The 20,493-nt window shown below is 69.5% G+C and carries 21 protein-coding genes; 15 read left to right on the plus strand and 6 right to left on the minus strand.

Annotated features, from left to right (window positions below):
- Nucleotides 1-118 precede the first annotated feature (118 nt).
- Together rpmE and prfA are read left to right on the plus strand one after the other, a co-directional pair.
- Nucleotides 119-349, plus strand: a complete 231-nt coding sequence (gene rpmE / locus QRX60_RS20490) for a 50S ribosomal protein L31 (protein ID WP_086840656.1) — start codon at nt 119-121, stop codon at nt 347-349.
- Nucleotides 350-425: 76 nt separating this feature from the next.
- Entirely contained in the window at nt 426-1,496 is a 1,071-nt protein-coding gene (gene prfA / locus QRX60_RS20495) for a peptide chain release factor 1 (protein ID WP_286002365.1), read from the plus strand.
- Nucleotides 1,497-1,667: 171 nt separating this feature from the next.
- Here prfA and QRX60_RS20500 read toward each other — a convergent pair whose 3' ends face one another.
- Nucleotides 1,668-2,321 carry a TetR/AcrR family transcriptional regulator gene (locus QRX60_RS20500; protein ID WP_286002366.1) on the minus strand — a complete coding sequence of 218 codons (654 nt, stop codon included), beginning with the start codon at nt 2,319-2,321 and terminating at the stop codon, nt 1,668-1,670.
- Nucleotides 2,322-2,427: 106 nt separating this feature from the next.
- Between QRX60_RS20500 and QRX60_RS20505 the strand changes: the two genes are divergently transcribed.
- On the plus strand, nt 2,428-3,558 hold the full coding sequence (locus QRX60_RS20505; protein WP_286002367.1) for a serine hydrolase domain-containing protein: 1,131 nt from the start codon (nt 2,428-2,430) through the stop codon (nt 3,556-3,558).
- 32 nt (nt 3,559-3,590) lie between these two features.
- Here the strand turns inward: QRX60_RS20505 and wsfD are convergent, their stop codons facing one another.
- From wsfD to QRX60_RS20525, 4 genes are read right to left on the minus strand one after another with little or no spacing between them, the layout of a single operon-like run.
- Entirely contained in the window at nt 3,591-5,021 is a 1,431-nt protein-coding gene (wsfD, locus tag QRX60_RS20510; protein ID WP_286002368.1) for a glycan biosynthesis hexose transferase WsfD, read from the minus strand.
- A 19-nt stretch (nt 5,022-5,040) separates the two neighbouring features.
- Nucleotides 5,041-5,472 carry a GtrA family protein gene (locus QRX60_RS20515; RefSeq protein WP_286002369.1) on the minus strand — a complete coding sequence of 144 codons (432 nt, stop codon included), beginning with the start codon at nt 5,470-5,472 and terminating at the stop codon, nt 5,041-5,043.
- Entirely contained in the window at nt 5,469-6,461 is a 993-nt protein-coding gene (locus tag QRX60_RS20520; protein WP_286002370.1) for a glycosyltransferase family 2 protein, read from the minus strand. Before QRX60_RS20520 ends, QRX60_RS20515 begins: the two co-directional genes overlap by 4 nt.
- Before the next feature lie 32 nt (nt 6,462-6,493).
- Complete coding sequence (locus QRX60_RS20525; protein WP_286002371.1) at nt 6,494-7,291, minus strand: TIGR03619 family F420-dependent LLM class oxidoreductase; 798 nt, start codon at nt 7,289-7,291, stop codon at nt 6,494-6,496.
- 55 nt (nt 7,292-7,346) lie between these two features.
- Here QRX60_RS20525 and QRX60_RS20530 point away from each other — a divergent pair, with 55 nt between their 5' ends.
- Both QRX60_RS20530 and prmC read left to right on the plus strand, forming a co-directional pair.
- The gene (locus tag QRX60_RS20530; RefSeq protein ID WP_286002372.1) at nt 7,347-7,694 is read left to right on the plus strand and encodes a MerR family transcriptional regulator; all 348 of its coding nucleotides are present in this window, start codon (nt 7,347-7,349) and stop codon (nt 7,692-7,694) included.
- Nucleotides 7,695-7,790: 96 nt separating this feature from the next.
- Nucleotides 7,791-8,657, plus strand: a complete 867-nt coding sequence (gene prmC / locus QRX60_RS20535; RefSeq protein ID WP_286002373.1) for a peptide chain release factor N(5)-glutamine methyltransferase — start codon at nt 7,791-7,793, stop codon at nt 8,655-8,657.
- Nucleotides 8,658-8,778: 121 nt separating this feature from the next.
- Here the strand turns inward: prmC and QRX60_RS20540 are convergent, their stop codons facing one another.
- Nucleotides 8,779-10,752, minus strand: coding sequence for a M6 family metalloprotease domain-containing protein (locus QRX60_RS20540; RefSeq protein ID WP_286002374.1), 1,974 nt, complete (start codon nt 10,750-10,752; stop codon nt 8,779-8,781).
- Between the two features lie 181 nt (nt 10,753-10,933).
- Here QRX60_RS20540 and QRX60_RS20545 point away from each other — a divergent pair, with 181 nt between their 5' ends.
- The 10 genes from QRX60_RS20545 to atpD all read left to right on the plus strand — a co-directional run bounded on the left by QRX60_RS20545 (nt 10,934) and on the right by atpD (nt 20,457).
- Entirely contained in the window at nt 10,934-11,584 is a 651-nt protein-coding gene (locus QRX60_RS20545) for an L-threonylcarbamoyladenylate synthase (RefSeq protein ID WP_286002375.1), read from the plus strand.
- A 74-nt stretch (nt 11,585-11,658) separates the two neighbouring features.
- Entirely contained in the window at nt 11,659-12,816 is a 1,158-nt protein-coding gene (locus tag QRX60_RS20550) for a glycosyltransferase family 4 protein (protein WP_286002376.1), read from the plus strand.
- A 49-nt stretch (nt 12,817-12,865) separates the two neighbouring features.
- Nucleotides 12,866-13,309, plus strand: a complete 444-nt coding sequence (locus QRX60_RS20555; protein WP_286002377.1) for a hypothetical protein — start codon at nt 12,866-12,868, stop codon at nt 13,307-13,309.
- A gap of 533 nt (nt 13,310-13,842) precedes the next feature.
- Nucleotides 13,843-14,643: a F0F1 ATP synthase subunit A gene (atpB, locus tag QRX60_RS20560; protein WP_286002378.1), complete on the plus strand. Its 801-nt coding sequence runs from the start codon at nt 13,843-13,845 to the stop codon at nt 14,641-14,643.
- A 55-nt stretch (nt 14,644-14,698) separates the two neighbouring features.
- Nucleotides 14,699-14,956 carry an ATP synthase subunit c family protein gene (locus tag QRX60_RS20565; protein WP_026468506.1) on the plus strand — a complete coding sequence of 86 codons (258 nt, stop codon included), beginning with the start codon at nt 14,699-14,701 and terminating at the stop codon, nt 14,954-14,956.
- A gap of 30 nt (nt 14,957-14,986) precedes the next feature.
- On the plus strand, nt 14,987-15,544 hold the full coding sequence (locus QRX60_RS20570) for a F0F1 ATP synthase subunit B (protein ID WP_286002379.1): 558 nt from the start codon (nt 14,987-14,989) through the stop codon (nt 15,542-15,544).
- Nucleotides 15,545-15,551: 7 nt separating this feature from the next.
- Nucleotides 15,552-16,376 carry a F0F1 ATP synthase subunit delta gene (locus tag QRX60_RS20575; RefSeq protein WP_286002380.1) on the plus strand — a complete coding sequence of 275 codons (825 nt, stop codon included), beginning with the start codon at nt 15,552-15,554 and terminating at the stop codon, nt 16,374-16,376.
- A 57-nt stretch (nt 16,377-16,433) separates the two neighbouring features.
- On the plus strand, nt 16,434-18,074 hold the full coding sequence (gene atpA, locus QRX60_RS20580; RefSeq protein ID WP_286002381.1) for a F0F1 ATP synthase subunit alpha: 1,641 nt from the start codon (nt 16,434-16,436) through the stop codon (nt 18,072-18,074).
- Nucleotides 18,075-18,085: 11 nt separating this feature from the next.
- The gene (locus QRX60_RS20585; protein ID WP_286002382.1) at nt 18,086-19,030 is read left to right on the plus strand and encodes a F0F1 ATP synthase subunit gamma; all 945 of its coding nucleotides are present in this window, start codon (nt 18,086-18,088) and stop codon (nt 19,028-19,030) included.
- The gene (gene atpD / locus QRX60_RS20590) at nt 19,030-20,457 is read left to right on the plus strand and encodes a F0F1 ATP synthase subunit beta (protein WP_286002383.1); all 1,428 of its coding nucleotides are present in this window, start codon (nt 19,030-19,032) and stop codon (nt 20,455-20,457) included. The genes QRX60_RS20585 and atpD overlap by 1 nt, the downstream gene beginning before the upstream one ends.
- Nucleotides 20,458-20,493: the final 36 nt, after the last annotated feature.

A 20,493-nucleotide genomic window follows, 5' to 3' on the forward strand; every position in this document is an offset into this window, starting at 1 on the left:
GTCAGCGGGGTGCGTTCCAGTGATCGTCTGCCCGTCTGGCAGAATTACCCGCTGAAGTCCGGCGCCGGTTCACCCCACGAGCACGACTGGGGACCCGGAGCCAACGAGAGAGGACACCATGAAGAGCGGTATTCACCCCGAGTACGTGGTCACGAACGTGAACTGCGACTGCGGAAACAGCTTCACCACGCGCAGCACCAAGACCAGCGGCAACATCCACGTCGAGATCTGCTCGAACTGCCACCCGTTCTACACGGGCAAGCAGAAGATCATGGACACCGGTGGCCGGGTCGCGCGCTTCGAGGCTCGCTACGGCAAGCGTCAGAAGAAGGACGCCGACGCCAAGTAGCTTTTTTCACGGCGCCCACCCGCACGCGCGGGTGGGCGCCGTTTCTTGTCTTGACCCGGGCTGAGAGGTGGCAGAGGTGGATTCGAGCTCGCTCAAGGGGCTGCTCGCCGAACACGCGGAGCTGGAGACCCAGCTGGCGGACCCGGCGGTGCACGCCGACCAGGCGCGCGCCCGCAAGCTCGGCCGCCGCTACGCCGAGCTGACGCCGGTGGTGCGTGCCGTCCACGAGCTGGACACCGTTCGCGACGATCTCGCGGCCGCGCGGGAGATGGCTTCGGAGGACGCGGAGTTCGCCGCCGAGGCCGAGCAGCTGAGCGCGCGGATCCCCGAGCTGGAGTCGAAGCTCACCGAACTGCTGCTGCCGCGCGACCCGTACGACGGCTCCGACGTCGTGATGGAGATCAAGTCCGGCGAAGGCGGCGAGGAGTCGGCCCTGTTCGCCGGCGACCTGCTGCGGATGTACCTGCGCTACGCCGAGCGCCACGGCTGGAAGGCCGAGGTCCTCGACTCAGTCGACTCCGACCTGGGCGGCTTCAAGGACGTCACGCTGTCGATCAAGACCAAGTCGGTCGTCCCCGACGGCGTCTGGTCCCGGCTGAAGTTCGAGGGCGGCGTGCACCGCGTCCAGCGCGTGCCGGCGACCGAGTCGCAGGGCCGGATCCACACGTCGGCGTCCGGGGTGCTGATCTACCCGGAGCCGGAGGAGGTCGAGGTCGAGATCGACCCGAACGACCTGCGCATCGACGTGTTCCGGTCCTCGGGCCCGGGCGGCCAGAGCGTCAACACGACGGACTCGGCGGTCCGGATCACCCACCTGCCGACGGGCATCGTCGTGTCCTGCCAGAACGAGAAGTCCCAGATCCAGAACCGCGCGCGGGCCCTGCAGGTGCTGCAGGCCCGGCTGCAGGCGGTCGCGGAGGAAGAGGCGGCGGCGAAGGCGTCGGACGCCCGCAAGTCCCAGGTCCGCACGGTCGACCGGTCGGAGCGGATCCGGACGTACAACTTCCCGGAGAACCGCATCTCGGACCACCGGGTCAACTACAAGGCGTACAACCTGGACCAGGTCCTCGACGGGGACCTGGACGGCGTCCTCGACGCACTGGCGACGGCCGATCGCGAAGAGCGCCTGGCCGCTTCCGCCGGCTGACCCCGCAGCCGTGTCGACCTCCTGATCACGCGTGTCGACCCTCCGATCACGCGTGTCGACCGTTCGATCACCCCGCCCGCCGGCCGCCGTGTGCTCGGAAGGTCGACTCGCGTGATTCCCGGGTCGACACGCGTGATTGCGGGGTCGACACGGCAGAGGCGGGCTCTCCGGTCAGGGGATTCCGGCTTCGATCTGGGCGATCTGGGCGGCGAGGAGTTCTTCGAACGCGGCGCGGCGGTCTTCCCCGAGGGGGCGCACCTCGCGGGCGAAGTGGGACAAGGCCGGGAAGCGTTCGGGGTCCGCGCCCAGCACCGCGACGCGGAACTGTTCCATGCCCTGCTCGTGCTCGGTGGGGGTCACCATGCTGACCCCGGCCTCGGAGGCGATCAACGCGGCGATGAGGATCGCGAGCCGGTGGTAGCGCGCCGGGATCTCTTCGTCGGGCAGCCCCGACGTGCGCAGCGCCTGCAGCACCTCTTCCATGACGAGCCGGGACCCGGCGCCGCCTGACGCGTAGCGTCCCCAGATCGCGGCGATCTGCGGGTGCCGGCCGAAAGCCTCCCGCAGGCGCAGCGCCGTGGCGGTGAGGCGCTGTTTCCAGTCGCCCTCGGGGCGGTAGCCGTCCATGGCGGCCACGAGGATCCGGTCGGCGACCGCGCGCAGCAGTTCGGTCTTGTTGCGGAAGTGCCGGTAGAGGCTGGAGGAATCGGTCCCGAGCGCCGCGGCGAGCTTGCGCACGCTGAACGACTCGGCGTCGCCGGTGCGTAGGAGTTCCGCCGCCGTGTCCAGGATTTCTTCGGTCGACCAACGCCTTCGGCCCGTCATTTCGCCCCTCTCGTCCGGCGCCAGTCTAACCTATGCACTTGCTGTTGCACGCACCGCGTGCATAATGAGGACAACTGGCTCCCAGGATCGAGAAAGGACTCCTGACGTGCAGAACGTGCTGAATCCCGCCGAGCTGGACGCCGCCCTCGAGAACGTCCACCGCGCCGGCGTGCCGGGCTTGTTCGCCGAGGTGCGGGCCGGTGACCAGGTCTGGCGCGGCGCCGCCGGGGTCGCCGACGTCGACACCGGCCGTCCCGTCACCGCCGGCCTGCGGCACCGCGTCGGCAGCATCACCAAGACCTTCACCGCCGCCGCCGTGCTGCAGCAGGTCGAGAGCGGCCGGATCGGGCTCGACACCCCGATCGGCCACTACCTCCCGCGGCTGGTCCCCGGAGACCGCGGTGCCGCGATCACGGTCCGGATGCTGCTCGACCACACCAGCGGGCTCGCCGAGTACCTGCCCTTCGCCTACCCCTCGCTCCGCGCGTTCCCCGACTTGGCGAAGACCGGACCCCAGAGCTTCGACGACCACCGCTTCACGCGGTTCGACCCCGTCGACCTGATCGAACTGGGGGTCGCCGCACCCGCCGTCGGCACGCCGGGCGGTTCGCCGGGGGTCTACTCCAACACCAACTACCTGCTCCTCGGCGAACTCCTGGAACACGTGACCGGCGCCCCGGCCGAGAAGGTGATCACCCGGAACGTCATCGAGCGCGCCGGCCTCCGGGACACCGAACTCCCCGCCGGACCGTACGTCGACGGGCCCCATTCGCGGCTCTACGAGGCGTGGTTCGGCATGATCGACCCGCCGCGCGACTACAGCGACTTCGACATGTCCTGGGTGGGGCCGGCCGCCTCGCTGATCTCGACCGTCGCCGACCTCAACCGGTTCTTCCGCATGCTGCTCGCCGGCGAGATCGTCGGCCGGTCGTCGCTGGCGCAGATGCAGCGCACCGTCCGGGTCGTCTCCCAGGAGGGGACGCCGATCGACTACGGCCTCGGCCTGCACCCGATGGAGGCTCCCGGCCAGGACACCTTCTGGGGGCACGGCGGCACGGTCTGGGGCGGCGGAGCGATCGCCATGATTCGCGCCGACGGCGAGCGGCAGATGTCCGTCGCGCTGAACCTGCAGCGGTGGAACCGGCTCGGCGCCTCGGGAGCGCCGCAGCCCCACCCCATCGACCAGGCGCTCGCGGCTCTGTACCAGGTGGCGATGTACGGCGGAGGTGGGCGATGACCCCCACCGGGCACCGGCGGTGAGGCGGCCGGTCAGCGGACCGCGGGTTCCTCCGGCACCGTGGTGGCGACCTCGCCCAGCGGCTCCTCCACCCGCGCCGGCCGCGGGAACAGGCTCAGCACCGCGAACACCGCCGCCAGGAACGTCGGGAACAACGTCAGCAGCTGGTGCTTCACGCCCTCGACGCCCTCGCCCAGCGCCGACAGCCCGAACTGGCCCACCGCGAACAGCAGCAGCAAGAACACGACGACGCCGTAGTCGCGCGCACGACGGCGGAAGGCGCGCACCCCGGCCCAGCCGATCAGCAGCCAGAACGGCACCAGCGCGAACAGCCCCAGCGGCGCGGCCAGCGCGGACAGCCCGGAGAGCACCGGCACCCGGTACTCCTGGGCCATCGGCGGGAACCCGGCCGACTCGGCGAAGCTGCCGAGCCGGGACGGGCGCGCCGTCAGGGTGTCGACCGCGCCCTGCTGGAGGATCTGCAGCGTGCGCGCCGGGTGGGAGGCGTAGTACTGCAGGATGGTGCGGCGGCTGATCCTGTCGCGGAAGCTGGTGTAGTCCGGGTCCGTCCACGGGCTCGCCGCCCACCAGCCGGTGCCGATGAACTTCTTCGCACTCGGTGGCAGGCCCAGCGCCGCCAGGTCGGCGTCCGTGTCGTGCTTCCCGTCCACGATGCTGTCGAACACGACGTGGTGCATGTTCGCTTCGCGGTATTCGCTATTGGCCGGGTCGCCGTGGGACTGCACCACCGCCGTCCCCGCGCCCACGACCACCAGCACGCCCAGCGGCAGCAGCCACCGGACCCGGCCCCGCGCGCCGGGCGGGCGGACCAGTGCCAGCGCCACCACGAACAGCGGGATCAGCAGCAGCGTCTGCGACTTCGCGTTGATGCCGATCAGCGCGCCCGCCACGGTCAGCGCGGCGCCCCAGTACCGCGACGCGCCCGTGCGGTTCATCAGCAGCAGGCCGCCGGCCAGCAGCAGCATCCCGACGAACCCGGCGCCCTCGCTGAGCACCGACGCGAAGTAGCCGAAGAATGCCGAATCGGCCATCACGAGCAGCAGCAGCACCGCCGCGATGACGCGGTTGCGGCGGCTCAGCTCCAGGCCGAGGACCGTCGCCGCGACGCCGCCCGCGACCAGCACGCACGTGATCGCGCCCAGCACCCGCAGATCGAGCTCCGCCGACGAGCCGAACACCTTCCCCAGCTTGCTCGCGAACCAGTCGAACCACGCCTGGCTCGAGATGTAGCCGCTCCGGCAGGCCGAACCCGGCCCGTAGCCGAAGTGGACGTAGACCTCGGGCGCGACCTCCGGGTGCCGGCCGCCGAGGTTGCACAGCAGGCGCCAGCCGTCGCCGTTGTCGGCCATCCCGACCGGCCTCGGCACCAGGAACCGGATCAGCAGGACGCCCAGGGAGAGGGCGAAGACGCCCAGGGCGAAGCGCAGTTCACGAGCTCGCACCCGGAAGAGGGTACGAGACTCATGCCGAGTCGGCGGGCGCCGCACCGGGCACCGGCGACACGGGCCGGTGCCGGAACACGACGTAGTGGTAGAGCAGGTAGTTCCAGAACAGCCCGACGACGATCGCGGCACCCTTCGGCACCAGCAGGTTGACGCCCGGGAACAGGTGGCTCACCAGCGTGATGACGAGGAACTGGACCACCCAGAGCCCGAACGCCGTGACCGCGAAGAACAGCACCGCCTGACGCCGGACGTCACCGTCCTTGGCGCGGAACGTGAAGTTCCGGTTCAGCGTGAACGACAGCAGCATGCCCGCCGTCGTCGAGACGAGGTTCGCCACGAACGTCGGCACGCCCAGCGTCGCCAGCAGTGCGTAGCCCAGCGCGTCGACGAGCGTGTTGCCGATCCCGACGATCCCGAAGCGCACCTGCGTGGCCGTGACGAACCTCATCGGGCGGCGCTCCGGCTGTCCCGGGCGGACTCGGGAACGCCGGTGCGCACCGACGCCACGGTGTACAGCGGCCGGTTCTGGACCTGCGAGTACGTGCGGCCGATGTAGCTGCCGAGCACGCCGAGCATGATGATCTGGATACCGCCGAGGAAGAACATCGCGATGGTGATGAACGCCCAGCCGGGCACCGCGGTCTCCGGCGCGAACAGCTTCACGCCGACGACGTAGAGCACGCCGAGGAAGCTCAGCAGCGAGATCAGGTACCCCATCCGCGTGATCATCCGCAGCGGCGTCGTCGAGAACCCGAGGATGCCGTCGGCGGCGAAGCGCAGCATCTTCGTCAGCGGGTAGCCGGTGACGCCGGCGTGCCGCTGGTCGCGGTCGAACAGCACCGCCGTCTGCTTGAACCCGACGTAGCTGACGAGGCCGCGCAGGAACCGGTCGCGTTCGCGGTACTTGCGCAGCTCGTCGACGACCTTGCGGTCGACCAGCCGGAAATCGCCGGTGTTCTTCGGGATTTCGACCGCGGCCATCTTCTGGAGGAACCAGTAGAACGCGCTCGCGGTGATCCGCTTGAACGGCGAGTCCCGGCGCGAGCGGCGCTGCGCGTAGACGACCTCGTAGCCCTCTTCCCACTTCTCGAGCAGCTCGAGGGCGACCCGCGGCGGGTCCTGCAGGTCGCTGTCCATGATGATCGTCGCGTCGGCGTCCACCAGGTCGAGCCCGGCGGTGACGGCCATCTGGTGGCCGAAGTTGCGGGACAGCTCGACGACCGTGACGCGGGGGTCGCGCGCGCCCAGCTCGGTGAGCCGGTCCAGGGACGCGTCCCGGCTGCCGTCGTCGACGTAGATGAAGCTGAAGTCGTACCGTCCGGCCAGGGGCGCGGTGACCTCGTCGACCGTGCGGTGCAGCAGGTCGATGTTCGCTTCCTCGTTGTAGATGGGGAAGATGAACGCGACCCGGTGGCGCGTGGTCGGCTCGGTCGGCACTGGCGCTCCCGTGGGTCGGCGTCTCGGGCATCCTAAAGATCGGCGACGCCCTCGGCGAACACGGTCATCCGCTGTCCGTAGTCCTCGGCCGGGCCGAAGTGGACGGCCACCGCGTCCGCCCCGGCCAGGATATACGCCCGGAATCGCGCGATGGCGGCCCCGAGATCGCCGCCGTTCCATTCCATTCTGGCGGTGACCCGTGTTTCGCGGCCGTTTGTCATGCCGGTGAGCTTTTCGGCGCGCTCGCCGACTTCGGCGGGGGAGAGGCCGGCGCTCATCCAGCCCGAACCGATCCGCGCGGCCCGGCGCAGCGCGACGTCCGAGTTGCCGCCGACGGTGATCGGCACCGGCCCGGCCGGCCGCGGCTCGAAGTACCCGCCGCCGGGGCCGCGGCCGGTGCGGAAGAGCTCGGCGAGCAGGTCGAGGGTGGCGTCGGTCCGCTTGCCGCGGCCGCCGAAGTCCGCGCCGACCTCGGCGAACTCGGGCTCGTTCCAGCCGGTGCCGACACCGAGGTCGAACCGGTGCCCGGAGAGCGCATCGAGCGTCGCGACCTGCTTGGCCAGCGCGAACGGCTCCCGCAGCGGCACGATCAGCACGGACGTCCCGAGCCGGATCCGGCTGGTCCGCGCGGCGATGTGGGCGAGCGTCACGAGCGGCTCGTAGACCCCGCCGAAGACGTCGCCGAAGGCGCCGGGCGGGATGAGGTGGTCGGGCAGCCAGGCGGCGTGGTAGCCGAGGTCCTCGGCCAGCTTCGCGAGTTCGGCTGGACGCGCGGGGTCGAGGTCCGGCCGCTCGTTCGGCAGGACGACTTCGAGGAAATGTCCGGTCATGCCGGCGACGTTAGGTCTTCACATCGGTGTGAAGGTCAAGCTGCCAGGGGGTCGGATGCGGATCGGCGAGCTCGCGGGACGCACGGGCGTCAGCACGCGGCTGCTGCGCTACTACGAAGAGCAGGGCCTGCTGACGGCCTCGCGCGACGGCAACGGCTACCGCGTCTACGACGAGGACGCCGTTGTGCGCGTGCGGCAGATCCGGCGGCTGCTCGGGGCCGGGCTGACCACCGAGGTGATCGCGTCGGCGCTGCAGTGCGCCCGCGGCGAGGAAGCCCACCTCGACCTGTGCCCGGAGCTGGCCGGTCTGCTGCACCGCGAGCTGGCCGCGATGGACGACCGGATCGGGGCGCTGCAGCGGCGCCGGAGCGCGCTGGCCGGGTACTTGTCCGCCGAGGGCTGAGGGCGCCTCGATACGCTGGACGGCGTGGGACCGGCGCGTGTCCTGACGGGGGAGTTCCGCCTGGTGTGCCAGGCTTGACGAGGTGAAGGACGACGAGTGAATCGGCAGCCGCTGCGCCTGGCCATCATCGAGGCCACCCGGATTCTCGAACGCGCCGGCGTCGCCTCGCCGCGGTTCGACGCCGAGGTGATCGCGGCGCACGTGCTCGGGGTCGAACGCGGGCGGCTGCCGATGGTGCCGCTGGTCGATCCGCCGGTCATCGAGGCCATCGGCCAGCTCGTCCAGCAGCGCGCGAAGCGGATCCCGCTGCAGTACCTCACCGGCTGGGCGGCGCTCGGCGAGATCACCGTCGCGGTCGGCGCGGGCGTGTTCGTGCCGCGGCCGGAGACCGAGCTGCTGCTCGAGTGGGGCGTCAAGTTCCTGCAGGGGCGCGAGTTCCCGGTCGTGGTGGACCTGTGCACCGGTTCCGGGGCGCTGGCACTGGCGGTCGCGCACGCCCGCCCGGACGCGGTCGTCTACGCGGTCGACGTCGATCCGCAGGCGCTGGCCTGGGCCCGCCACAACGCGGACGTCCACGCGGACGCGGGCAACACCCCGATCCGTCTGTACTCGGGCGACATCGGCGACCCGACGATGTTCGCCGAGCTCGACGGCCTGGTCGACCTGGTGCTGTGCAACCCGCCGTACGTCCCGGAGGGCACGCCGGTGCCCCCGGAGGTCGCGGAGCACGACCCGCCGCGCGCGGTGTTCGCGGAGGAGAGCGGGCTGGCGGTGATCCGCCACGCGATCGCGGCGGGGGCCCGGCTGCTGCGTCCGGGAGGCGGGCTCGCGATCGAGCACGACGACACGCACGGCTCGGCGGTGCCGGCGCTGGTGCGGGCGCGGAGGGTGTTGACGGGTGTCGAGGACCACGCGGACCTGACCGGGCGGGCGCGGTTCGTCACCGCTCGCCGGCTGGGCTGAGCAGGCCGCGGTGTCGTGAATGACTCATTCATGTCGTCCGAAGACATGAATGAGTCATTCAAGACGTTCGGGCCTCGTTGTCCACAACCTGACCGAGCTGGGGACAACGAGACCGTCACGCTCAGAAGCCGAAGGCCGTGCAGCTCGCCGTCGCGGTCTTCGACGGGTCGCTCACCGACGTCGCCGTCAGCTTCACCCGTGCCGCGAGGTCGCCGCCCGCTCCGCGCTTCGCGTACGCCGGCACCTTCACGTGCCCGCCGAACTTCGCCGTCGCCAGCTCGTTCGGCAGCCGGACCTCCCAGCCGCGGGCGTCCGTCGACACGCTCAGCCGGTACGTGTCCGTGTCGTACGGCGCCTGTGCGCCGCGGGCCGCGCCCGTGTTGATCAGACCGAAGTCGCAGGTCGCGAGGCCGCCGCGGGCGAACGCCGGCAGGGCCGGGGTCACCGCCGCGCCGCGCGCCTGGCTGCCCGAGCCGTCCAGGGACGCCACCGTCACCGTGTACGACAGCACACCGCGGCGATCCCGGGCCAGGTCGGTGATCAGGAACTTCAGCCGGTTCGCCTGGTCGGTGTACTCGTACGGGCTCGCCGCTTCGGTACCCGCCTTGAACAGGGCGTCGTTGAGCTGCCGGTAGTCGCCGATGGTGATCTTCACCGGCGTCCCGTCCGCCTTCGTGTAGTCGGTGATGCCGATGTCCGCGGGGTTCGCGTCGATCACCCACTCGAAGGGGGCGGCGTCCTTGTTCTTCGTCTTCGCGATCAGCACGCCCGAGTCCGGCGAGAAGGAGTCCGCGCCCATCCGGTCGACCACCTCGACGGTGTAGTTGTCGTAGCCGCCGCCGTCGCAGAACGGGTCCGTCGCCTTGTCGCACTTCGGGCTCTTGTCGCCGCCGGTCAGCTTGATGTTCAGGCCGGTGAACGCCCCCGGCTGCGCCTCCGCCTCGCGCGCGGTGATGCGGGCCGACACCGGACCCGAGGAAGCCAGTGCGTTGCGGTCGAGCTGCAGGACGTCGGCCGGGTCGACGATGCCGAGCTTCATCTTGTTGCGGAGCATGTGCTGGGCACCCATCGAGCTGCCCTGCGTCGCCGGGATCTGCCAGCGGGTGTGCGGGCCGCCCGGGCCGTTGAACGTGCCGCGCGAGAGCATCTCCCAGGCGCCGGAGTAGTCCCGCCACGGCGGGATCCCGAACGGGTTGTTGTAGTTGTCGCCGATGCCCAGGATGTGGCTGAACTCGTGGGCGTAGGTCGACTGGCCCGAGCTCTCGGCCTGCACCGAGCTGCCGTTTTCGGCGTTCGGCCAGATGCTGGCGGCCGACGCCCACGACGTCCACGGCACGTACCGCGTCGCCGCGTAGTTGGGCAGGTCGTGGCCCGGCGGGCCGAACGCGTCCGGCACGTTCTCCTTCGTGCCGAACTTCATCTCGCCGAACTCCTGCCAGGTCGAGCTCTCGTCCTGGCCGGCCGACAGGTAGAAGACGAAGTCGAACTGGTTCGCGGTGTCGCCGACGTCGGCGCGCCAGGCGTTGCCGGCGTCGGTCCGGATGTCGCGGTCGCAGTTCGCGCTCGGCGGGCAGGCGCCCGGCTGGAACTCCATGCCGTACTCGTAGGACCTCCCGGGCATCCGGTACGGCCCGAACGCGGTCAGCTGCACGCCGAAGCGGCCGCCGGAGTCCTCCATCCAGTACTCGTTGATGGTGTGCCCGTTGTTGAGCGCCTCGGGCTTGTTGAGGAAGTCCTGGTAGTACTGCGCGACGCCGGCCCGCGGGATGTTCGCGGCGCCGGGGCCGGGGTTGCCGAAGATCGTCGAGTTCGCCGGCTTCGTGACGACGAAGTCCTGGTCGGGGTAGTCGGCGAGGACGACCGCGCCCTTGAAGGTGCGCTGGGTGGGCTTGAGGCTGGGGTCGGCCCAGTTCGTACCGGGGACCTTCTTGTAGTCGGACCAGGTCATGTGGTCCTGGTTCTCCCAGTGCGCGGCGTCGATCGGGGCCGGCCAGCCACGGGTCAGCGGCTCGGCGGCGGCGGTGCCGGCGCCGAGCCCGGTGAGGACGGTGACCGCGGCGAGCAGGGCGAGCGCCTTCGGGGTTCTGGAACGCATCTGCGGCTCCTTCACTGGGAACCCACGGGGGTGGTGGTTCCCGATGATCGACCGTATTGAGCCCCGCTGTCCCGGTTCTGCCTCGCGGCGAGGTTTACCCGCTTGCCCCACGACGAAAGTCTGGCCGGCCGGTGTGACGCGGCGAACGCCCGCTCCGGCAGCCGGACTACTCTTGGCGCTCATGAGCGTGGTCTACGACTGCAGCAAGCGGGAGTCCCGGGCCGACGGACTGACGGCGGCCGCGGGCGCGGTGCGGTCGAGCAGGCTGGTCGTCCTGCCGACCGACACGGTCTACGGCATCGGTGCCGACGCGTTCGACGCGGGCGCCGTCCAGGCGCTGTTGCGCGCGAAGAACCGCGGGCCGGACATGCCGGTCGGCGTGCTCGTCGGCTCGTGGTCCACTGTGGACGGTCTGGTGCTCGGCGTGCCCCCGCAGGCGCGTGCGCTCATCGAAGCGTTCTGGCCGGGCGACCTGTCCATCGTGCTCCCGCACGCGCCGAGTCTGCAGTGGAACCTCGGTGACGCGCGCGGCACCGTGATGCTCCGGATGCCGCTGCACCCGGTGGCCCTGGAGCTGCTGCGCGACGTCGGCCCGATGGCCGTGTCGAGCGCGAACGTCTCGGGCCGGCCGCCGGCCAGCACCGCGCAGGAGGCGCAGGAGCAGCTCGGCGACTCGGTCGCGGTGTACCTCGACGGCGGCTCGAGCGGCGAGCCCGTCGCGTCGAGCATCGTGGACCTCACCGGCACCGAACCGGTGGTGCTGCGCGAAGGCGCCGTGAGCAAGGACGCCATCGCGGAGGTGCTCGGTGTACCCGCGGAATCGTTGGCGTGAAGCCGGATCAAGGCGCCGGGCGCGGCACGATAGCGTGTCGCGGGTGACCCCGACCCCGCGAGCGTGACGCACCCGTGCCGCCCACATCCGGTCTTCTCCCCATCCGGGAATACATCCTCGTCGCGTTGACCGCGACGGCCGTGACGTACCTGCTCACCGGCGTCGTCCGGCGGATCGCGATCCGCGTCGGCGCGATCGCCAACCCGCGGGCGCGCGACGTCCACGTCGCCCCGATCCCGCGGATGGGCGGGATCGGCATCTTCCTCGGCGTCGCGGGCGCAATGGGGCTGGCCCACCAGCTGCCCGCGCTGTCGCACGGCTTCGACGCCTCGTTCGACTCGGTCGGCGTGCTGCTCGCGGCCGGGGTCATCTCGCTGATCGGCGCGCTCGACGACCGGTTCGAGCTGGACGCCTGGACGAAGCTGGCCGGCCAGGTCATGTGCGCCGGGATCCTGGTCATCTTCGGCGTGCAGTGGGTGTCGTTCTGGGTGCCGTGGGGCGGCCAGGGCGACTCGTTCGGCTCGGTGCTGGTGCTCGACAAGAACCAGGGCGCGCTGCTCACCGTCGTGATGGTCGTGGTGATGGTCAACGCGATGAACTTCGTCGACGGCCTGGACGGGCTGGCCGGCGGCCTCGGGTTCATCGCGGCGGCGGCGACGTGCGCGTTCTCGCTGGGCCTGCTCGACAGCTCCGGCGGCGACGTCGGCACCTACCCGCCGGCGCTGATCGCGGCGACGCTCGCCGGCGCGTGCCTGGGGTTCCTGCCGTACAACTTCCAGCCCGCGAAGATCTTCATGGGCGACTCCGGGTCGATGATGATCGGCCTGATGCTCGCGGGCGCGACGACGTCGGCGTCCGGGCGCGTGCCGTACCCGCAGTTCAGCGGCAAGGACGCGATCGCGCTGCTCTCGCCGCTGGTGGTCGTGGCGGCGGTGCTGTTCGTGCCGCTGCTGGACCTGATCATGGCGGTCGTCCGCCGCACGCGCCGCGGCGAGAGCCCGTTCGCGGCGGACAAGATGCACCTGCACCACCGGCTGCTGGAGATCGGCCATTCCCAGCGCCGGGCGGTGCTGCTGATCTACTTGTGGGCCGGGATCCTGGCGTTCGGCGCGGTCTCGGTGACCCTGTTCGACGACGCGGCGGCGCTGTGGATCATCGGGGTGGGACTGGTGTTCGCGGTGGTGGTCTCGATCGTCCCGCGCCTGCGTTCGCGCAACCAGCCCGGAACCTGACCAGGCGCGTTCTCTACACTCGGTGGCTGAACCGAGCAGGGAGCCAGCTGTGAGCGAAACCGAAACGCACGAGCAGGAGAACCCGCACGCCAAGGTGGTGCTGCAGGCCGCCCGTGCGATGACCAGGGCTTCGCTGCTGGTGACCCCGCCCGCGGTGATCGTCTGCATCGCGCTCTTCAGCATCCTCAACGGCATGCCCGGCTTCCTGGGCTCGCTCGTCGGCGGCGTGCTCGCCATGCTGGCGTCGCTGTCCACGCTGGGGCTGATGAAGTTCAGCGCCGGCCAGGACCCGATGTTCGTCATGGTCATCGCGCTCGGCGGGTACGTCGTGAAGGTCGTGCTGCTGTTCGGTGCGCTCACCCTGCTGAAGGGCGTCACCGCGCTGCACCCGATGTCCTTGGGCATCACGATGATCGTCGCCATCCTGCTGGCCGCCGCGGCCGAGTTCGCCGCGTTCCGCAAGACCAAGATCCCGACGATCATCCCCTCCTGACACCGGTCCGTTTTGCCGTGGACGTCCGTTACTCACGGTGAACCGGCCTGCGGCCGCCCGAGTGTGACCGGCGCCATAAAAGTGCGCCTTCGTGCGCCCCGCCGAAAGCGGCCGGGACCTGCCGCCTGCGACGTTCCGGAGCCGGTCCCGTCCGGTGCCGGACCAGGGTCCCGGGTCGACCCGGGACTTAGGTCCTGGGCTGATCGGTGGGTATGGAGTACGCGTGTACGGCACTGATTGACCTGCTGGTATGGTCCGCGTCAAGGGTGGCGGCCTCGGCCGCACGCTCCCTAAGACGAACCGCGATCAGCAGTGTGGCGACCGTGTAGTTCCGCCTCTTCGCCGCTGGTCCGAAGTAGACCGCAGGGCAGTGTTCACGCGAGACAACCCCGTGTGCAGAACGTGAAGCCGTGTTCATCGCACAGTGGGGCAGCCGCCTCCGGCGTCCCGATGCGTATCGGGTACGTTAAGTCCAGATCGTGACGATTCCCCCGGCGGAGTGAACGCCGGCCGGGAGAACCGGAAGGAGCCCAGTGGGCGCGCTGGTACTGACCGAGGGTGGCACTTTCACGCCCCCCGGTGTGGCGGACTTCAACCTGCCGCCTATTTTCGGCTCCGGGTACTGGGGCAGCTTCACCAAGCCGATGCTGCTCGTGGTGATCTCGCTGATCATCATCATCACCTACTTCATGGTGGCGTCCCGGAAGCTGAAGGTCGTCCCCGGCAAGTCGCAGTTCCTCGCCGAGTCGGTCTACAACTTCGGCCGCAACAACATCGCGCGGGAACAGATCGGCTCGAAGGACTTCAAGCCGTTCATCCCGCTGATCCTCGGCCTGTTCACCTTCGTACTGGTGAACAACCTGTTCGGGATCATCCCGTTCTTCCAGTTCCCGACCATGGCGCGGATCGGGTTCCCGCTCGCGCTTTCGGTGCTGGTCGTCTACCCGGTCTACCACTACGTCGGTTTCAAGCGATACGGCTTCAAGGGTTACTTGAAGAAGGAGCTCGCGCCGGCCGGAGTCCCGGGCTTCGTGATGCCGCTGTTCTCGACGATCGAGTTCGCGCAGAAGTTCTTCATCGCGCCGGCCACGCTCGCCATCCGAGTGTTCGCCGCGATGTTCGCCGGTCACCTCATCATCATGGTGTTCACCCTCGGCGGCAGCTTCCTGCTGACCGAGACCGACGGATTCGGGCTGAAGCTCGTTTCGCCGGTGGCGTTCATCTTCGCGATCCTGATGACTTTCCTCGAGGCCTTCATCCAGGTGCTGCAGGCCTACATCTTCGCCCTGCTGTCGGCCGGGTACATCGGCGCCGCGCTGGCGTCGGAGCACTGAGAACACAAGCCCCCGATCCACGCGAGCGCGTGGACCGAAGTGAAGGGAAATGCACGTGAGCAACATCGTTCTGGCCCAGGCCGCGGAGCAGGCCGTCAACATCAACCCCGGTCTCGCCGCCATCGGTTACGGCCTGGGCGCGATCGGCCCGGGCATCGGTGTGGGTCTGATCTTCGCCGCGGTCATCAACGGCACCGCGCGTCAGCCGGAGGCGCAGGGCAAGCTGCAGGGCATCGGCTTCTCGACCTTCGTTCTGACCGAGGTGCTGGCCCTGATCGGTATCGTCATCTACTTCATCGCCTCCGCTGCCTGAGTTCGCCGGCTCATCGCTTAAGGAGACGTCGTGCTGAAGACTGAATTGGTGTTGGCCGCCGAAGCGGCGCCCAACCCGATCATCCCGCACATCCCCGAGGTCATCCTCGGGATCGTCGCCTTCGTGATCCTGCTGTTCGTTCTGAAGAAGTACGTCGTTCCGCGCTTCGAAGCGGCGTACGAAGAGCGCGCCCAGATGATCGAAGGCGGCATCGAGAAGGCGGAAAAGGCCCAGGCCGAGGCCGAAGAGGCGCTCGCCAAGTACCGGGCGCAGCTGCAGGAAGCCCGCAGCGAAGCCGCGAAGATCCGCGACGACGCCCGGCTCGAAGCCGAGCAGATCAAGGCGGAACTGCGGGCCGAGGCGGAGGCCGAGTCCCAGCGCATCGTCGCCCAGGGCCAGGCCCAGCTGCAGGCCCAGAAGGCGCAGATCATCGCCGAACTGCGGGCCGACATGGGCCGCAACGCCGTCGAGCTGGCGAGCCGCATCGTCGGCGAGTCGCTCGAGGACGAGGCGCGCCGCCGCGGCACCGTCGACCGGTTCCTGGCGGAGCTGGAGACCGCCGGTACCTCCAACGGAGCGGGGAAGTAGACCAGAGATGACGCTGCATGCTGCGAGCCGTGAAGCGCTCGGCCTCGCCGAGGAACGCCTCGGCGAGGTTCTGGCCGACGCGGGAGCCGACGCCGCCACGGTCGGCGACGAGCTGCTCTCGGTCGTCGACCTGCTGGACCGGGAGATCGGCCTGCGCCGGGCGGTGAGCGACGCCTCGGCGACGCCGGAGGCGCGCACCGCGCTGGTGCGCCGGCTGTTCGAGGGCAAGCTCTCCGAACCGGCCCTGAAGGTGCTCGACGTCGTGGCGGGCAGCCGCTGGTCCAGCCCCCGTGAGCTGACCGACGGGCTCGAAGAGCTCGGCCGCTCGGCGCTGCTCACCGCCGCCGAGCAGACCGGGAACGTCGACGCCGTCGAGTCCCAGCTGTTCCAGGTCGCGCGGATCGTGGCCCACCACCCGGAGCTCGAGACCGCGCTCTCGGACCTCACCGGTCCCGCCGATGCCAAGCGGACGCTGGTGCGCGGGCTGTTCGCCGACAAGGTGGACGTGGTCACCGAGACCCTCGTCGAGCAGGTCGTCCGCCGGGCCAAGGGCCGCGGCGTCGGCATCGGGCTCGACAAGCTGGTCCAGCTGGCCGCGGAACGCCGTGAGCGCTCGGTCGCGTACGTGACCAGCGCGAGCGCCCTGACCGACGAGCAGACCGCCCAGCTGGGCGCGAAGCTCGACGACATCTACGGGCGGCCGATCGCGCTGCACGTCGAGGTCGACCCCCGGCTCGGCGGCGGGCTCGTGGTCCGCGTCGGCGACGAGGTCATCGACGGGAGCGCGGCGGGTCAGCTGGCGACGCTGCGCAGGCGGCTGGCCCGGGCATAGCCCCAGGTCACACAAGACTTTGCATACTGGCAAGAACGAAGCGAGAGCGGGAAAGACATGGCCGAGCTGACGATCTCCTCGGATGAGATCCGTAGCGCGATCGAGAACTACGTCTCGAGTTACGCCCCGGACGTGAGCCGGGAAGAAGTTGGCGTCGTGATCGACGCGGGTGACGGTATCGCCCACGTCGAGGGCCTTCCCTCGGCCATGGCCAACGAACTGCTCGAGTTCCCCGGCGGCGTTCTGGGCGTCGCGCTGAACCTGGACGCGCGCTCCATCGGTGCCGCGATCCTCGGTGACTTCGAAAGCATCGAAGAGGGCCAGCAGGTCAAGCGCACCGGCCAGGTCCTGTCGGTGCCGGTCGGCGACGGCTACCTCGGCCGCGTCGTCAACCCCCTGGGCCAGGCGATCGACGGCCTCGGCGAGATCGAGACCTCCGACCGCCGCGCGCTGGAGCTGAAGGCCGCTTCGGTCGTCGAGCGCCAGCCGGTGTCGGAGCCGCTGCAGACCGGCATCACCGCCATCGACGCGATGACCCCGATCGGCCGCGGCCAGCGCCAGCTGATCATCGGTGACCGCAAGACGGGCAAGACGGCCGTCGCGGTGGACACGATCATCAACCAGAAGGCCAACTGGGAGACCGGCGACCCGCAGAAGCAGGTTCGCTGCATCTACGTCGCGGTCGGCCAGAAGGGCTCCACGATCGCCGCCGTGAAGAAGTCCCTCGAGGACGCCGGCGCGCTGGAGTACACCACCATCGTCGCGGCCCCCGCGTCGGACTCCGCCGGCTTCAAGTGGATCGCGCCGTACACCGGCTCGGCCATCGGCCAGCACTGGATGTACGAGGGCAAGCACGTCCTCATCGTGTTCGACGACCTGACCAAGCAGGCCGACGCCTACCGCGCGATCTCGCTGCTGCTGCGCCGCCCGCCGGGCCGCGAGGCGTTCCCCGGCGACGTCTTCTACTTGCACTCCCGTCTCCTCGAGCGGTGCGCGAAGCTCTCGGACGAGCTGGGCGCCGGTTCGCTGACCGGCCTGCCGATCATCGAGACCAAGGCCAACGACGTGTCGGCCTACATCCCGACGAACGTCATCTCGATCACCGACGGCCAGTGCTTCTTCCAGTCGGACCTGTTCAACGCCGGCCAGCGCCCGGCCATCGACGTGGGCATCTCGGTGTCCCGCGTGGGTGGTGCCGCGCAGGTCAAGGCGATGAAGGACGTCGCGGGCTCGCTCCGGATCGACCTGTCGCAGTACCGCGAGCTGGAGGCCTTCGCGGCCTTCGCCTCGGACCTCGACGACGCGTCGAAGGCGCAGCTCGAGCGCGGTGCCCGGCTGTACGAGGTGCTCAAGCAGCCGCAGTACTCGCCGATCCCGGTCGAGGAGCAGGTCCTCACGGTGTACCTGGGCACGAACGGGCACTACGACTCGGTCCCGACCGAGGACGTCCGCCGGTTCAACCACGAGTTCATCGACTCGGCCCGCCGCAAGCACGCCGACCTGATCAAGGGCATCCGCGAGTCGGGCAAGTTCCCGCAGGAGACCCGCGAGGCCGTGGTCGACGCGGTGAACGAGTTCAAGAAGGAGTTCACCACTTCCGAGGGCAAGCCCCTGGTCGAGGCGGACGCCGACGCGATGGACGCCGACAAGGTCGGGCACGAGACCGTCAAGGTCAACAAGCCCGCCCCGAAGAAGTGAGCTGATAGCTCATGGCCGCACAACTCCGGGAACTCCGGTCGCGCATCAAGGCGACCAAGTCGATCGGCAAGATCACCAAGGCGATGGAGCTCATCGCCACCGCGCGCATCACCAAGGCGCGGGCGAAGGTCGCCGCTTCCCGGCCGTACGCGGACGAGATCACCAAGGTGCTCTCGGCGCTGGCCGGTGCGGCGGCCAACCTCGACCACCCGATGCTGGTCGAGCGCCCGAACCCGACGCGGGCCGCCGTCCTCGTCGTGACCAGTGACAAGGGCCAGTGCGGCGGCTACAACTCCAACGTGCTGCGCGCGACCGAAGAGCTGCTCGCCCTCCTCCGTTCGGAGGGCAAGGAGCCCGAGGTCTACGTCACCGGCAACAAGGGCCTGAACTACTACCGGTTCCGCGACCGCGCCGTCGTGAACAGCTGGACGGGCTTCTCCGACCAGCCGGCGTACGCCGACGCGGTCGCCGCCGGTGACGCGCTGGTGGAGTCGTTCATGCTCGGCGCGGACGACGCGCACGGCAACGCCGACGGCATCACCGGTGTCGACGAGATCCACATCGTCTACACCGAGTTCGTCTCGATGCTGACCCAGCGGCCGGTCGCCAAGCGCGTCGCGCCGCTGGAGGTCGAGTACATCGAGGGCGAGGAAGAGCAGAAGCCCGCCGGTGAGCTCCTCCCCAGCTACGAGTTCGAGCCGAGTGCCGACACGCTGCTGGACGCGCTCCTGCCGAAGTACATCAACACGCGTCTCTACGCGGCCCTCCTCGAGTCGGCGGCGTCCGAGCTGGCCGCCCGCCGGACGGCGATGAAGGCCGCGTCGGACAACGCGAACGAGCTGGTCGGCAACCTGACGCGGGAGATGAACCAGGCCCGCCAGGCGCAGATCACCCAGGAGATCTCCGAAATCGTCGGTGGCGCGAACGCGCTCACCGCAGCAGGAAGTGATGATTGATGACCAGTACTGAAGCCCCGCGCGCCAAGGGGCGCATCGTGTCGGTGACCGGTCCGGTCGTCGACGTCGAGTTCCCGCGCGGTTCCGTGCCCGAGCAGTTCAACGCCCTCAAGGTCGAGATCGAGTTCGAGCAGCTGCGCAAGACGGTGACCCTCGAGGTCGCCAGCCACCTGGGTGACAACCTCGTCCGCACCATCTCGCTCCAGCCGCAGGACGGCCTGGTCCGGGGCGCCGAGGTCACCGACACCGGCGGCCCGATCACCGTCCCGGTGGGCGACAAGGTCAAGGGCCACGTCTACAACGCGCTCGGCGAGTGCCTCGACGAGCCCGGCTACGGCGACGACCTCGAGCGCTGGGGCATCCACCGCAACCCGCCGTCCTTCGACCAGCTCGAAGGCAAGACGAAGATGCTGGAGACCGGCCTCAAGGTCGTCGACCTGCTGACCCCGTACGTCGAGGGTGGCAAGATCGGCCTGTTCGGCGGTGCCGGCGTCGGCAAGACGGTGCTCATCAAGGAGATGATCACCCGTGTCGCCCGGAACTTCGGTGGTACGTCGGTGTTCGCCGGGGTCGGCGAGCGCACCCGTGAGGGCAACGACCTCTTCCTGGAGATGAGCGAAGACGGCGTCATCAACGACACCGCCCTCGTGTTCGGCCAGATGGACGAGCCGCCCGGCACGCGTATGCGCGTCGCGCTGTCCGCGCTGACCATGGCGGAGTACTTCCGCGACGTCCAGAACCAGGACGTGCTGCTGTTCATCGACAACATCTTCCGGTTCACCCAGGCCGGTTCCGAGGTGTCGACCCTGCTGGGCCGCATGCCTTCGGCCGTGGGTTACCAGCCGACGCTGGCCGACGAGATGGGTCAGCTGCAGGAGCGGATCACCTCGACCCGAGGCCGTTCGATCACCTCGATGCAGGCGATCTACGTCCCCGCGGACGACTACACCGACCCGGCCCCGGCCGCGACGTTCGCCCACCTGGACGCCACCACCGAGCTTTCGCGTGGTGTCTTCCAGAAGGGCATCTTCCCGGCGGTGGACCCGCTGGCGTCGACGTCGACGATCCTCGACCCGGCCATCGTCGGTGAGGACCACTACCGCGTGGCTTCCGAGGTCATCCGGATCCTGCAGAAGTACAAGGAGCTGCAGGACATCATCGCGATCCTCGGTATGGACGAGCTCTCGGAAGAGGACAAGCTGACCGTTCAGCGCGCGCGCCGCATCGAGCGGTTCCTGTCGCAGAACATGCTGGTCGCCGAGGCGTTCACGCAGATCCCGGGCTCGACCGTGCCGCTGTCGGAGACGATCGAGTCGTTCGACCGCATTTCGAAGGGTGACTTCGACCACTACCCGGAGCAGGCGTTCCTGGGCATCGGTGGCCTCGAAGACCTCGAGAAGAAGTACAAGGAAATCACCAAGAAGTGATTCTCCGAGCGCGGCGGGGGCAGTGTCCTATGTGGA

The organism is Amycolatopsis mongoliensis (assembly GCF_030285665.1).
Classification (GTDB): domain Bacteria; phylum Actinomycetota; class Actinomycetes; order Mycobacteriales; family Pseudonocardiaceae; genus Amycolatopsis; species Amycolatopsis mongoliensis.